This window comes from Fulvimarina uroteuthidis (assembly GCF_034321785.1).
Taxonomy (GTDB): Bacteria; Pseudomonadota; Alphaproteobacteria; order Rhizobiales; family Rhizobiaceae; genus Fulvimarina; species Fulvimarina uroteuthidis.
Genome location: NZ_JAXLPB010000002.1, coordinates 533,763 through 550,763, shown reverse-complemented (window position 1 = coordinate 550,763; position 17,001 = coordinate 533,763). Strand labels below are relative to the sequence as shown.

General features: G+C 62.0%; 1 protein-coding gene. It reads left to right on the top strand.

Going from position 1 to position 17,001, the window contains the following annotated elements; translation table 11 throughout:
• Positions 1 to 226: 226 nt before the first annotated feature.
• The gene (locus tag U0C82_RS07390; protein ID WP_322186431.1) at positions 227 to 16,933 is read left to right on the top strand and encodes a carbohydrate-binding protein; all 16,707 of its coding nucleotides are present in this window, start codon (positions 227 to 229) and stop codon (positions 16,931 to 16,933) included.
• Positions 16,934 to 17,001: the final 68 nt, after the last annotated feature.

Here is a 17,001-nt window from a genome sequence, read left to right as displayed (position 1 = left end):
CTTTCAAAACGAGCGTTTGAAGACGACGCATGCTAGCAAAACGCTTAATTTGTCATAGCGTCGTATCAAAATGCTTATAAATCAAACTTCCAAGTCGGTATTATAGTTATAGCGATCACTTAACGTTTCGTTCATCATTTCGTTCCGGAAGCCAAGTTAGATATTTTCACTTGGCGGAAAAATTGGATGGCAGAAGTGCCAGACAGAAGAAGAGGATGAGGGGACGATGGACAACCATTTCGCTGACATTAAGGATGCCGAAGTTGATCAGTCGAACGTCACGCGTTCGGCGAGTTCTTCTGATTCAAAATCTCGCACTGGGGACAAGACGTTCGATATTTCAGTCGCCCAGGCAGGACAGCATCAAGTAATTCTACAGTTCAGCAATGGGTTCACTCAACCTCGAGACGTTATTCTAAGTGTCTCGAACCAGTTCGAGAGCGTCCTTTCGCTTCCCTCGACGGGATCTTGGACGTCATTCGAAACTAGATTAATTGAACTGAACCTCGATCGTGGGAATCATCGTTTCTTATTCGAGTCAGTCAATGGAAGTGGGCCGCAAATCGAGGGGCTGACCATACAACAAATCGTCGACGATTTGACTGAAAGGGATGAGCGTCCAGACGGCATAGTTCTAATCCAGAATTTGGTCGCAATTAGTGCTGTCAGCGCGTTTGCAGATGCGGCGCAGGCAAACGATAAGCCTTCATCAACGCAGCAGACGAGTCTCGGCAAAAACGCATCTGAAGAGGCTGAGACTTCATCAAGCCAAAAGAATTTGAGGGAGGCCGAAAACCCTTCCAATGAATTAGACCCAATTGAAACTGGGAGCGTACCTGCAATTGGATCAAGCTCTAGCGCAACAGACAATCTGGATCCTGTTGCGAAGGCTTACGGTGAAAAATCGGTAGAGATTATTCACCGTGCTGGCCACCTCGACCTAGCGATCGCACCAATTGAAGTAGGAGCCTACGGCGTAGGGGGGGTATCCTCGATACCTGTGTCCAACAGCGGAAACTCATTCGAATCGACGATGCTCAGCAATTTTTCTGAGACATCTATGTCTTCAGTTAGCGCTCCAGATCCGGAGAACGCAGTTACTGATGATGAGCCCAACAGCAATCAGTCGGAAGGTGGCGGAGTATCGAATCCATCGGGTCCATTAGTGGGTCTAGACGAAGCAGAAACACCGGGGACGTTTGAGGCGATCTACATGCAGGCCGAGGATGGCGTTCCTCGTACCGGCAATAGCAGCGGCACAGTTGTCCGAAATGAGAAAAATCCCGAAACCGGAAACTTCAGCGGCCTGCGTCCGGACTACAGCGGCAGCGGCTATGTCGACTACGGCAGCGCCGCCGGCGACAGCTACACGTACGGCTTCGAGGATTCGGTCGGCGGCGAGCGTGTGCTCCACATCCGCTACGCGACGAACGACAACCGCCCTCTGGAGGTTGTCGTCAACGGCGTCTCCATCAGCAGCGAGCCGGCAACGACATCGCACTTCACGGACACCGATCCGGACGGTACGGGCCCGGACGAGGGATTCAACAACTGGCAGATAGCAACCTTCACCATCACCACGAATGCTGGAGCGAACTCGATTATCCTGCGCATTCCGGCATCTGGCGGCAACGCGCCCAACATCGATGCCCTTGCGATCGCTCTGCCGGGCGAGATCGTCAGCTTCACCGCGCCGAAGATCGCGACCGACAGCCTGCAGTCGCTTGAGAACTCCACCGATGCGGGTGTCGTCGCGGCGAGCGATGCCGACGGCAACGCGCTGATCTACAGCATCGTCGGCGGCGCCGATGCCGACAAGCTGACGATCGACGCACAGACGGGTCGACTGACCTTCAAGACCGCCCCGGACTTCGAGACACCGTCCGATGCGGACGGCAACGACACGTTCGATCTGATCGTGGAAGTAAGTGACGGCTTCACGAGCGTCTCGAAGCCCATCTCGGTCGAGGTCCAGGACGTTCTGGAAGCATCCGAGCCTGTCATTTTGCAAATCATCCTGCAGGGCGAGGACGCCCTCATCGTCACGGGTGGCGAAAGCTACGCTCGCAAGCAGTCGAAGGGTCTGGACGATCTTATCGACGGCTACCAGTCGAGCGACAAGTTCGCCGAAGGCCCGGCGAACGGAACGAAGGGAACCACCACCGAACCGATCGATGGTTTCGGCCTCCGCGCCAGCTATAGCGGCACGGGCTATCTCGACTTCGAGAGCGGAACCGACGAGGCGCTCGTCTGGAACGTCAACGTCACCGAGGGCGGTCTCTACGACCTCCATATCCGCTTCGCAAACGGAAGCGAAGCCCGGGCGCTCGACATCGTCGTCGGCGGCACCACGCAGCATGCGGCGCAATCTTTCGCCAGCAACGGCTTCCAGAACTGGGTGACCAAGACACTGACCGTCCAGCTCGCCGCAGGCGACAACGAGCTCAAGCTTGCCATCGCCGGCAACACCAACGGCCCCAACATCGATGCGGTCGCGCTGACGACCGTCGGCGCGGTGCCGGTCTTCCCCGCAGCCAACTCAGCGCCGGAATTCGAAAGCGCGGCCGGCTCAGCGAGCGCCGAGGAGGGCACCAACTCGGTGATCGGCACCTTCGCCGCGACCGATGCCGACGGCGACACGCTCACCTATACGCTGGAAGGCGATAATGCCGGCCGGTTCTCGATCGATGCGGCGGGCGAACTCTCCTTCGCCGCCCCCACCTTCGATGCGGCTGGACCCAACAGCTATTCGGTCACCATCGTCGCCAGCGACGGCGAGGTGACCGGTTCGCGCACGCTGACAGTCACGGTGACCGACGCTCCGGAAGCGCCGGTCAACACGGCGCCGACCGCTGCCGTCGCGTCCGCATCGACCGACGAGGACCAGGCGGTCACGATCGACCTGTCCGGTTCGGTCGGCGACGCCGAGGACGGCGATGCGGGCCTGACCCTGACGGCCAGCAGCACCGACGGCTCCGTCACGGTCAACGGCCTGCAGCTGATCTTCACCCCCAGTGCCGACTTCAACGGCGATGCGACGATCTCCTACACGGTCACCGACACCGGCGGCCTTCAGACAAGCTCGAGCGTCGCGGTCGCCGTCGCTGCGGTGAACGACGCGCCGGTCCTGTCCGGCACGCTCAACGACGCGACGGTCACGGCCGGCGATTCGGTCGTGCTCGGCGCACTCACCGCGAGCGACGTCGATGGCGACGCCACGATTCTGTCCATCGCTGGCACGGATGGCGCGACCCTTCCGGCCGGCATCACGCTCGTCGACGGTGCTATCTCGGTCGCCGATTACGTGGCGGCAGGCGCCTACGAAGTGTCCGTCTTTGCCAATGACGGCAAACTGGACTCGGAATCCATCTCGTTCACACTGACCGTCGAAGCCGAGGAGACCGTCAATCCAACGCCCTTCGAGACCGTGATCATCCAAGGCGAGAGTCTGACGATCGTGCCGGATGGTGACAACAACGTATCTAACGACACGCTGATCCGCACCCGCACGCAGAACCAGGAGCGCCAGGGCGCCAACAGCCCCGACCTTCCGGCTCCGAACGCGACGGAAGCGCCCGACTTCGACGAATACGGCCTGCGCAAGGGCTATACCGGCGAAGGCTATTTCGACATCAACGGCAACACGACCGGAATCCGTGCGACTTTCGACGTCGACGCACCGGCCGGCACCTACTCGCTTCACCTGCGGGTCGCCAACGGTGCGACCGGTACGGGCAACGGCTTCAACCGACCGATCGCCATCGCCGTCGACGGCGTACAGCAGGGCGCTTCACAGAATACGAACACGGGCAATTTCGCCAACTGGCAGACGATCACCTTCGGCATCACGCTGACTGGCTCGGGACCGCACACGATCGGCATCATGCAGTCGGCGACCAACGGCTCGCCGAACATCGATGCCATCGCCCTGACCCTGCCCGGCGAAAGCGTCGACTTCCTCGCCGGACCGTCAGAGCCGACCAATACGGACCCGACCGCCGACGACCTGTCCGCATCCACCGACGAGGACAACGCTATCCGCGTCGATATCGCGGAGGCCATCGGTGACGCCGACGGCGACGCGCTGACGATCTCGGCGAGCGTGCCGACGGAGCAGGGCATCGTCATGGTCGAAGGCACCGAACTCGTCTTCGTTCCGGCTGGGGACTTCAACGGCGACGCAGCGATCACCTACACAGTGTACGATGGCAACGGCGGCATGGCATCGGCGACGGTCAGCGTTTCGGTCGCACCGGTCAACGATGCGCCCACCCTTTCCGGCACGATTGGTGACCTGACCGTCGCGGCGGGCGGCTCGGTCTCGCTCGCGGACCTGACCGTGGGCGACGTGGACGGCGACGCCACGACTCTGTCCATCGTCGGCGACGGCGCCGAGCTTCCGGCCGGCATCAGTCTCGTCGATGGCGCGATCGTGGTCGCCGATGACGTCGTGCCGGGCGCCTATTCGATCAGCGTCTTCGCCAATGACGGCGTACTGGACTCGGAATCCGTCTCCTTCACGCTGACGGTGCAGGCGGAGCCGGAGCCGGAAGGCCCGTTCATCGTCGACTTCGCCAGCTCGACAATCAGCAGCTATGGCGGCACGCAGGATCGTGGCGGCGCAGGCAGCAGCGTGACCGTCTCCCAGGACGGAGCGGCGCTGACGCTCGACGGCAATCTGTGGAAGCGTGCCTCGCTCGGCACCGACTACACGATCACGGCCAATACGGTAATCACGGTCGACATCGCGATCGGCGCCTTCCAGCCGGAGATCGTGTCGCTCGGCTTCGACGACGATGATTCCCCTTTCGAGACGTCGGATCGTTCGAACTACCAGCTCGCCGGCACGCAGACTCAGGGCGGTTTCATCGATCTGCGCGGACAGGGCGTCGACATCGGCGGCGGCGCGCTGCGGTTCACGATCGACCTGTCGGCCCATGCGGGCAAGTCGATCGATTCCCTGACCCTCGTGGCGGACGATGACCTCCTGTCGAGCGGTCAGGGATCGGTCACATTCTCCAACGTCACCATCGCCGAAACGATCGTCGAGACCGGCAACAATGCACCGCGTGTCGTCGGGGGCGGCGTCGGAAGCTTCGCGGTCGATGAAGGCAATACGCTCGAGGTCGATCTGCCCTTCGTCGACGACGACGGCGACGCGTTGACCTACAGCTTCGCCGTTACCGACGCCAATGGCGTCGCCTTCACCGAGCATGGTCTGACGCTCGCAGGCGGAGTTCTTGGCGGCAACGCGCCGGAACTTCCCGGCACCTACACGATCGTCCTGACGGCCGATGACGGTATCGCGTCGACGAGCACTTCGTTCGTCCTCACGGTGAACAACGTCAACGACGCACCGGTCGCCGAAGACGCGGCATTCGAGCCCTACTTCTTCGAAGCGGGAACGGAGATTTCCGGTATCGACCTTGGCGAGTTCGAAAGCTTCTTCTCCGATCCCGACGGTGATGCGCTGACCTACACCGCCGAAGGTCTGCCGGAAGGCCTCAGCCTCAACGAGGAAGGCGTCATCGTCGGCACGCCGACGCAGGGCGGCGAGTTCGCGGTGACCATCCGGGCGACCGATCCCGAAGACCTGTCCGCCACCATCTCGATCGATCTCCTGATCGAGGGGCCGGAGACAGGAGACGTCTACACGATCGAAGCGGAAGCTTTCACCGGGCTTTCCGAAGCACAGAACTTCTACGCGACCGGCCAGGCGGGCGCCTCTGGCGATCGGATCGTTCGGGCCTCGAACACCAACGCGCCGAGCACTGTCAGCACCGACTTGTCGCAGAACGGCCTGCTCGAAGGCTGGTACACCGTCTCGATGACGCGCTACGACGAGACGGACGGCAGCGCCTCCTACTCGCTGACGATCGGCGATACGGTGCTGGCGTCGAATGCGGCCTTCGATGAGGGTGGCAGCTTCGACAATAGCGGAGCTCGCGGAAATGCCGGTCAGGCCGGCAACCTCAAAACCATCACTTTCGAGACGCCGGTCTACGTGACCGCCGGCGCGATCCTGACCCTGTCGGGCCAGGCGAATGGCGAGCTTCTGCGAACGGACAAGTTCACCTTCACCCGCGTTGAATCTCCGAACCTCGCGCCGACGGCGCCGGTCCTCGATACGTCGAGCATCAACGAGAACGTTGCGGGCGCGATCGTCGGCACGCTCGCCTCGACCGATCCGGAAGGCGAAGACGTGGCCTTCACCGTCGATCCGACTTCGGACTTCGAGATCGTCGATGGCCAGCTCAAGCTGAAGGACGGCGTCGCGCTCGACCATGAAGACGCGGCAAGCGTCGACGTCGTCGTCACGGCTACCGATGCGCAAGGCAAATCCAGCCAGTCGACGCTCAAGGTCACCGTTGCCGACGTCAACGAGACGCCGGTTCTCGCCGATGGCATCTCAATCGACGATTTTGAGGTCGAAGCAGGCAATGCGGAGACCATCGACCTCGCCGTGCTGCTCAGCGCCACCGATCCGGACGAGGGCGCGACCATCAGCTACGTCGCCACGCTGGCCGACGGATCAGCCCTCCCGGCTGGCCTGTCGATCGACGGAACGGGTCTCGTGATCGACGGAACGCTGCCCGCCGGTGCCTATGAGGTCCGCGTCTTCGCCACCGATGGCGAACTGGACTCGGAATCCGTCTCGTTCACCCTGACGGTTGCCGAACCGGGCGTCTTCAATCCGGTCACGATCCAGGCGGAGAGCGGCGACATCACGCTGACGCAGGCGGCCGACGACAACTCGACCCAGGTCCGCGATCCGGACAACACTGAGACCAACCCAAACCTTCCGACCGGTCTGCGGCCCGACTTCACCGGAACCGGCTATCTCGACTTCGGCAATGACGCCGGCGATACGGTCAGTTATTCGGTGACCGTCGCCGAAGCCGGCACTTACGATCTGGCCATCCGCTACGCCACCAACACCGACCGTCCGCTCGACTTCACGGTCAATGGCGGGACGGCGACGCAGCTGCCGTTCGTTGCCACCGACCCTGACGAGACGGGGCTTGAGGAAGGCTTCGACCATTGGCAGATCCAGACCGTTTCGGTTCAGTTGAACGCAGGCGAGAACACACTCAGCTTCGCGATCCCGGCCAGCGCCAACACCGGACCGAACCTCGACGCGATCACGATCAGTAAACCCGGCGCGGTTGCCGATTCGTCAGCCGACGCCGATGATTTCCTGCTTGACCTCGACGGCCCGACCGGTGAACTGAACGAGACCCAGGCCGCCTCGATCAACTTCAACGTGACGGGCGAAGACGACGACATCGTCAAGATCGAGATCAGCTTTGACGGAGGGGCGACGCGCATCGACGTCACTGCGATCGTTGATGCCGACGGCGATTTCGTCGTCGACGGATCGGATCTGGCGGCCGGGGCGCAGACGGCGACGATCATCGTCACCGATGGTGCCGGCAACGAAGCCTCCGCGACCCACGAATTCTCGGTTGCCGGCCCGGACGTGTCGCTCGATCCGATCGTCGTCGAGGCGGAAAGCGGCGCCATCGCGCTATCCCAGGCATCTGATGCCAACTCGACCCAGGTTCGCGATCCCGCCAATCCGGAAACCAACCCGGCGCTGCAGAACGGACTGCGTCCCGACTTCACCGGAAGCGGCTATGTCGACTTCGGCAACGACGCCGGCGACACGGTCACCTTCAACGTGAACGCGGTGCAGGCCGGCACATATACACTGTCCGTCCGCTATGCGACGAACTCCGACCGGCCGCTCGACCTGTCGGTCAATGGCGGCACAGTGCAGTCGCTGCCCTTCCTGGCAACCGGGACGAACGTTTCGGGTCCGGCCGAAGGCTTCAACAACTGGGCGGTGCAGACCGTGACGGTCGAACTGGCGGCCGGCGCGAATACGCTTTCGCTCGCGATCCCGGCCGAAGCCATCACGGGTCCGAACATCGATAAACTGACGTTCACCTATGCCGATGAGGGTACCGGAACTCCAACCCCGCCCTTCTCGGTCACCGTCGAGGGCGAGACCTTCGCGATCGGCGATATCGAGGCGAACGCCACCACGCCGGCCGATACCGTCGCGCGGACACCGGAGAACCCCGAAACCGGCGGCGCGCCGGGCAGTGCGACCCGCGCCGAATTCGACGAATTCGGGCTGCGGCCCGGATATGAGGGCAACGGTTATCTCGACATGGGCAATGATGTCGGCGACCAGGCATCGTTCGCGGTCGAGGCACCGTCCGCCGGCACTTACCAGTTGACCGTTCGCTACGTGAACGGCGGCACAGACGGTCGACCGATGACGCTGACGGTCAATGGCATCGAGCAGACGATCAACTTCGGCTCGACCCAGGTTCAAGGTGGTGTCACTGCCGATCATTGGTCGAACTGGACCGATGTCACCGTCGATGTCGAACTGACAGCCGGCAGCAACGCGATCTCGTTGACGAACACGATCGCGAACGGCCCGAACATCGACAACGTGACGATCAGCCGCGCAGGTACCGATGGCGGCGGCGGCGAGACTGAAACGCCTGCGGACGCACAGACCTTCAACGCGGTCGTGAAGATCAACTTCGAGGCCCCGACCTCTGGCAATGGCGGCTTTAATGCACCGGCCGGCTACACGACGCCCACGGGCTACCTTGCCGACACCGGCGCCGCGTTCGGAAACCGCGGCAACGGCTTCAGCTACGGTTGGGTGGACGTCGAGAATGGCGCCGTCACCGACAACGCGCTCGCCCAGCCGACCGGCTCGGCGCGCTACAAGAACGACGTTCCGGGCGCGAGTGATCTGCAGAAGACATATTTGCATTTCGAGTATCCAGGCGCCGACGCTTCGAACAACGAGCGGGCGTTCGAGTTGGCGCTGGAAAACGGCACCTACCAGGTGCAGCTGTCAATCGGCGACACCGGCGGCCGGTACGACTCGACCTACGTCGTGAACGTCGAAGGCCAGTCTTTCATGCCGTCCTGGATTCCAGTCGCCTTGGATGGCGAGTCCCACGGCTACGGCAGCACCCCAACCTACAGCACGTCCTACGATGGCGAAGGTTTCCGCTCAACGCTGGTTACCGGACTGGTGACCGTCACTGACGGGCGGCTGACGATCGACTCGATCGGCGGCTACAACACCGAGATCCAGTATCTGCAGGTCGAGAAGGTTCCCGACCTGACGCCGGACGACAACCGCTCGGCCGATCTGGACTATTCCAAGTTCGTTGACGCGGTCGCCGCCTCCAACGAGAGCGGCCAGGTCTCAATCGAGATCGGCGAGAATGGCGAAGTGCCTCTCGGCATCGATCCGACCTCCAGCCTAGTCGTCGGCGTCCAGCTTCAGGCCATCGACCATCGCGGCCCGAGCGTCGCCTATGTCGACGGCATCCGGCTCTACGAGACACTGACCGGGATCGAGGTGCCGATCAACGTGCAGGTGTCTGGCGGCACGGACTCCCTTACCATCCGCCCGCTCGTCGAGCTGAAGGAATTTACCTCCTACACGCTAGACATTGCCGATGTGCTCGATGCAGGCGACCTCACCGACTCCAGCGCCCCGCAGCGCCAGATGCAGGATTACACGACGACATTCGTGACCGGCGAAGCGCCGGAGGTCGAGGCCCGCGAGGTGGCGTTCACCGATACGGTCGTCGTAAACGGTATTACCGACGGAGCGGCGGCCTTCACCTCGATCGAGTTCGGACCGGACGGCAAGCTCTATGTCTCCGACATCATGGGCAACATTCACCGCTGGGCCGTCAACAGCGACGGGACGGTCGACAATGCCTCGAAGGAGACGTTGGACGTCAACGCCATTGGGCAGACTCAGGGACGCTCCGTCATCGGTCTCGTCTTCGATCCAGAGGACCCCAACACCATCTGGATCACCGACAACGCGCCGGTGCCTCGCGAAGGCAAGGCCGACCAGACGCCGGAATTCTCTGGGCAGGTGTCGAGGATCACTCTAGGCGAAAACGGCTCCTTCACCGGCGCTGAAGTGCAGACTTACATCACTGGTCTGCCGCGTTCTGGCGGTGACCACGTGACCAATAGTCTGGAGTTCCGCAATATCGGCACGGCGGCCGATCCGGAATACATGCTCTACGTCATGCAGGGCTCGAACTCGGCAGCTGGGCGGCCGGACAACGCTTGGGGTTTCCGTCCCGAGCGCCTTCTGAACGCAGCTGCACTCGAGATCGATCCGCGGCGCGAACCGGATGAGGGCGGATTCAACGTCCAGACCGAACCTTACGATCCGGCTACCAATGACCCGACTTATCGTGACTCCGGCGCCTTCAACGCCGACGGCACGGTCGACGGCTACTACAACCCGTTTGCCGCGGACGCGGTGCTAAAGATCTTCGGCGAGGGTATCCGCAATGGCTACGATCTCGTCTGGCACTCCAACGGCAATCTCTACGTTCCGACCAACGGCACCGCGAGAGGCGGCAACACGCTCGACGACCCGAACACGCCAATCAACGAACAGCTGAGCAACCTCGACAAGCAGTACGACTACCTGTTCCAGGTCCAGCGCGGCGGCTATTACGGTCACCCGAACTCGCTACTCGGCCACTACGTCGTCAATGGCGGCGCCGGCGGGGCAGACAACATCTACGGCGACAACAACAGCGCCAATACGCCCGATGGCGGCAACCAGTATGCACCGGGGGTCGTTCGCGATCCCGACTACGACATCGACGGCGCCTACTCGCTCGACTTCAACCGCAGCCCGAACGGTGCGGTCGAATATACCGGCAACGCGTTTGGCACGAACCTGAAGGGCGCGATCCTGATCGCGCAGTTCTCGGTCGGCGACAATGTCCGCGTCATCAATGTCGATCCGGAAACCGGCCGCGTCATCGGCGACGACGTGCTGCGGCGGCCCGGCGGCGACGTCATCGATGAATACATCGACCCGCTGGATATCATCGAGAATCCCCTGACAGGCCAACTCTACTTGATGACGCTCAACCGCGGCACGGGCGAGAGCATCATCGTGCTCCTCAATCCAGCACCGGGAGGCGTCACGCAGGACATCACGGCCGACGCCGGCAACGACCTGACGCTTCTTGTCATCGATTCCTCCGATCCCTCGGACGTCCTGTTCCAGGTAACCGGCCTAGACGACGATATCGAAGCGATTACCGTCAGCTTCGACGGTGGAGCGAACTTCACCTCAGTGTCCCTGACGAATGGCCGCTTCCTGGCTGACCTGACCGATCTCGGCAACGAGGTGGAAGTGGTGCTCCGGGTCGAGGACGAGGCCGGAAACATCGCCACGACCGCAACCAATGTCGCCCCGGGATCGACCGGGTCCACCGGCGCGTTCCTCGACGCCACTGCCTTCACAGTAATCAGCACGCTGACCGGCGACGACGCGACCGTCATCCGCAACATCAACGATCCGTCAACGTACGAGCCGGGCAACAGCAATGACGTCAATGGCGACGGGATGAACGACAACTACGACGGTCAGGCCTATCTCGATCCGAATGGCGGCGTGGAGGACAAGGCTTCCTTCACTTTCGACGCGGCGGCGGCGGGGACCTACACGTTCATCTTCCGCATGGCTAACGGTGACGGCAACGCCGCGCCGCGGCCGATTGCGATCAAGACGGGCGACCAGAACGTCACGATCGACAATACCCAGACTGGCTCCTTCACCACATGGAACGAGTTCCCGGTCACGCTGCGTCTGGAAAAGGGCGTCAATACTATCACGATCGCCCAGACGAGCGCCAACGGCGCGCCCAACATCGACAGTGTCCGGATCGTTCCGGACCAGCTCGAGTCCTCGACGCCCAACGACGGTGAGATCGTGGTGGGCGGCGTCACCTATGTGAAGTACGAGGCGGAGAATGCGGTTCTCGACGGGCCGGTCGTCGTTAGCGAAAACCGGACGCAGTCCGGCGACTTCGTTGACTTCGACGGAACCACGGACCAGTCCATCACCTGGACGGTTGAGGTGACCGAAGCCGGTAGCTATGGGCTTGACATCCTATACGCACTCGGTGTTGGCAAGGCCGCCCGCCCGATGACACTGTCGGTAGACGGCCAGACTTTGGACACACTCGCCTTTGCCGCCAACAGCAACACGGCGGAGACCGCCTGGGGGCCGCAGTCCACCACTGTCCAACTGTCAGCCGGCGTTCACACCATTACGGTAACCGCACCGGGTGCCAACGGCCCGAATGTCGATTACCTGCGCCTGAGCAAGGCCCCAATCGACGTCTTCGAGCCGTCTTACGCGGCGATCGACGGCGAAGGGCGGATCGAACTGGAAGCAACGGACGGTACGACGCAGACGCTCAACGCCAACGAGGTTGTCTTCTACTTCACAGTCGATGCCGACGGCGTCTATGCCCTCGACGTCGCAGCCAATGCGAATGCTGCGGACGGGGCGGGCCTGACCTTCTTCCTCAATGGCGTGGAACTCGAAGACACCGATTTCCCGGGCGTCGGCGATGCAGGGGAGGAGTCCGTCTACGCGCAACTCGTCGCTGGCACGCAGTACAAGCTGGCGATCCGCTCCGACAGCGCCGGCGCAAACGGACTCGACTATCTCGACATTCGTCCTGCTCCGGGCAATGCGAATGCGGACATCGCGGTGCAAAGCCTCGACCCAGCATATTTCGACAACCGGCTGCACTTCAGCTACTTGGAGAACCCGGATGCAGTCAATCCGGACGGGCCGGATCGCGAGTTCAAGGATAGTGGCACCGTTCGGCTCACTAATACGGGCACAGAGGCACTCACGCTGACTGACTATGAGCTCGACGGCCCGTTCGTGCTCGCCAATTCGGCACAGCTCGACGGACTGTCGATCGCGCCCGGCAGCTTCGTCGATGTGACGGTTCTCTTCAACCGGGCAGCTTACTCTCCGCCCACCTCGAACGTCGATGGCACTTCGACGATTTTCCAGGGCTCTTTGAAGCTTGTTACCAACGACGCGGACGATCCGATTACGACGATCGACCTTGCTGGGTTTTGGCAGGCACGCGACGAGGGCGGTCAGGAGCCCAACATCAACGAGGTCTGGCAGATCTTCGGTTTCGGCAATGTCATCGAGGGACTGCGGTTACAGGGCGGCGGCGAGAGCTCGGTGCTCGACTTCTTCGACCTGTACATTCCCCAAGACGAAACGGAGGTCCTTTCGCCCTACTGGAGGCTTGCCGACGGGGTTGGACAGGCCCGCATCACACAGATCGCAGCCTTCCACGGACCTAGCGGTGCGACCCTCGGCATCCATGCGCCGGGCAACAAGGACAATGGCTCGGAAATCACTTTCACCAACCATGCAGGAGACAACAACCAGTCGATCCTGCCGGTGCTTACCAACGGCAACTTCGCCAGCGCCGTCTTTAACAATGGAACCATTCCCAACGGCTGGGCAGGGAACGAAGTATTCGGCATCGAGGTGGCAGGTCTGTCGACCGATCCTCGGCTGAATCCGACTGGCAATGGCCAACCGACTCAAGCTCAGCTTAATGCCAAGTATCCAGGTCAGGGCTACACGGTCCAGAACGGGACAGTCTTCGACGCCGACGGAAACGAGGTCTTCGATGGCTACACGGTCCGGATGTTCCAGGCTGTCGATGCGGATGGGAACGTCATTCCGAACGTGTTCCTCGGCGTGATGGACTATACCGGCATTAACTACGACTATAACGACAACATGTTCGTTATCGAGGGCGTTACGCCGGTCGGCTTCGGTCAGACCATGGTTGTGTCTGGGCTGGACGACGCGGCGGCAGACGAGCGACTAATCTTCACCAATATAGACAACCCGGCGGACGGGTCGCAGCAGTTCCGCAACGAGGCCGTGGTAACTATCGCTAACGATGGTTTCGCGCCACTCACGATCGATGCCATCACGCTCGGCGTAGGCTTGGACTTTGAGATCGTTGGGGCCGTGCCGACGTTAGTCGCCGCCGGCTCCAGCGCGCAGATCACTGTCCGATTTGTCGGAACTCATGACGGAACGTCGTCGGGGGCAAGCCTGCTGACTTCCACGCTGACCATCGAGTCGGACGCCTATGCGGGTGGCAGCAAGGTGATCCAGCTGGCGGGTCTGGCGCAGGAGTTCTCTGAACGCGGTTCGGAGCCGACGGTCGCGCAGATCGTCGAAGCGCTCGGCTACTCGACCGATGTCGCGCAAGAAGAACTGGCTGGCAGCGGCGTAGTCGAGACGATCGGCGACGAGGTCCTACTACCCTACCTGCAGCGGCTTGACGGTTCGCGTCCGGTCGAGGTGATTCAGATCGCGGCCTTCCTGAACCAAGGCAATATCGCCCGGCTCGGCTTCCACAGCCTGGATTCTGCTACAACGACGAACCTGATGGCGAATGACGACCAGCAGGGCCAGACGGTGATGCCGGATCAGTTGGTACCTGGCACCGGCGCGGGCGGCACTGCGCGCGGCGTAATCAACTCCGATGCGCCGTTCGGCTTGCACATTACGGTTGACGGTCGCCCGACCTACGCCTCCTGGACCGATCCGCAGGCCAACAACCTCGATCCATCCTTCGGCAACCTCGTCGGGGACAATCAGGGCCATCTAATCCGCTTCTTCCAGGCGATCGACGCCGCGGGGAACGCGATCGAGGGCACCTTCATCGGCATCCAAGATTATCCCGGCGCTGGGAATTACGACTACAACGACCACATGTTCGTCATCAAAAACGTCCAGGCCTACGAGCTGACGGCGGCGGACGATGCCAATGGCGACGGCGTCAACGACGCACTTCAAAACGACACTGATAATGACGGCACGGTCGACTTCTTCGATCCGGACAACAACACCGGCGGTGGCGACAACAATGGGGGCGGCAACACCGGCGGCGGAGAGAACCGGGGCGACTACGTCTTCGGCGTGAACTTCGGCGGCGGCGCGATCGCCAACGATCCGGTGCTCGGCGTGGCGCTCGCGGCGCAGTCCGATTCCCGCGTCACCGTGTCCGGTTCCGTGAACCCGGGGGCGGGTCTCGACCAGACCTCCAACCCGAACGGTGCGAACGCAGTCGCCGGCTCGGCCTTCAAGACCTACGAGGATGGCTCCAACTGGACCGCCAGCATTTCGGTGCCGAACGGGACCTACATCGTCGTGCTGCATACCCAGGAGACCTACTGGAACTCGGCAGGCCAGCGTCAGTTTGACGCCTTTGTTAATGGCCAGCAGGTTATTGACGACCTTGACCCGTTCGCGCAGGCCGGCGGCGACACGCCGATCGCGGTCGAGGCGGTTGTGACCGTCACCAACGGCGTCATTTCGATCAACATGGACTCCGCCGGATCCGACGGCATCGACAATGCGCCGCTCAACGCCGTAACGATCTACGAGTATGTCGATGACATGGTCGCCTCGCAGTCGCCCTTCGGCGGGACCGCTCCGGTGGTCGATGCCGACGGCACGACGATCGACGCCTCCAACTACGACCAGGGCGGTCAGGGCATCGCCTATAACGACGCGGCTGGTCTCCAGGGTGGCAATAATGGCGGCCGTGCCGGCAGCGATGTCGAGCAGACCTCTGGCGGGGACATCGGCTGGATCGCCACCGGCGAATGGCTGGAATACACCATCGATCTGGAAGCGGCGGGCGAGTACGATCTCGACCTGCTTCTGTCGAATGGCGGCACGGGATCGTCCTTCGCATCGGTGGCATTCTACCGGGCCGGTGACACCACGCCCTACGCAACCTCCGGCTCGATCGCGAGCCCAAGTACCGGGAGCTGGACAAATTTTGTCTCGCGGGGTGTCGACGGCATTGAACTAGAAGCGGGCCTGACGATCGTGCGTGTCACCTTCACCGGCGGGCAGGATTTCCGGTCCTTCACTCTGACGCCAGTGGCGCCGCCCGCGCCGGCCCAGTCGCCTTACGGAGGCACCGCGCCCGGCTTCTCCAACGGAGCGCTCACGGTCGACGCAACCAACTTCGACGAAGGCGGCCAGGGTATTGCCTACAACGACAATGCGGGTCTCGATGGCGGCAACCAGACGCTTCGACCCGGCCGCGACGTGGAATTCGTTGGCAGCCAGAACGACATCGGCCACGTCAAGCCGGGTGAATGGGTGGAGTACACGGTCGACGTCCCTTCGACGGGGACTTACACGTTCACAGCCAACGCCAAGACGCCGGTCGCCGGTGCAACCATCGCAGTTAGCCTGGCAGACGGCGCGGTACTCGGAACCGTTGCGCTCGCCGATGGTAATCCGGGAGGCAGTAGCTTCTCCAGCGCAGCTTTTGCGGAGAGCGCTCCCATCACGCTGCAACTGCCTGCCGGCCAACAGACGTTGCGCCTGACCTTCGATGGACCTCTGGCCTCCAACGGCTACGTTCTAGACCTCCGGTCGTTCACCCTGGAGCAGGGTGTGGATGGGCAGTCACCTGTCAATGGTCCGCACACTGTCGATGGTGATGGGCTTATTGTCGACGCCAGCGACTATGATCTTGGCGGTCAGGGCGTTGCCTATAATGATGCGCCCGGCCTTCAAGGCGGCAACAACGGTGGGCGCGCTGGTAGCAGCGTCGAACAGACCGCAGCAGGTGATATTGGCTGGATCGAAAACGGCGAGTGGCTCGAATACACGATCGAAGTTGATGAGGCTGGCGCTTATCTGCTGTCCTTGTCCGCTGCACAAGGAAGCACGGGCGGAGCTCAGCGGACCATCACTGCAACCTTCGAGCAGAATGGGACTGTCTACGAGACGGCAAACGCGGCCAGCGTTAATCCGACTGGGAGCTGGACAACCTTCCAGGACACACAGTCTGTGTTGGTGGACCTCGAAGAAGGCACGCAGACTGTTCGGTTGACCTTCAACGGAGGCTCCATGGACCTGCGCTCCTTTGAGATCGATCCGCTTTTTACCGCGATGTCCCCTGTCACCAATGTAGATCCCGAGGCAGATACAGCGCCCAGCACCGCGTTCAGCGGGTTCGACGTTGCGTAATGATCAGCGGGGCCGCCTTCCGCGGCCCCATTCTTTCTAAGTAAAAGCGGTGTTCCTGCGGAAGGTAA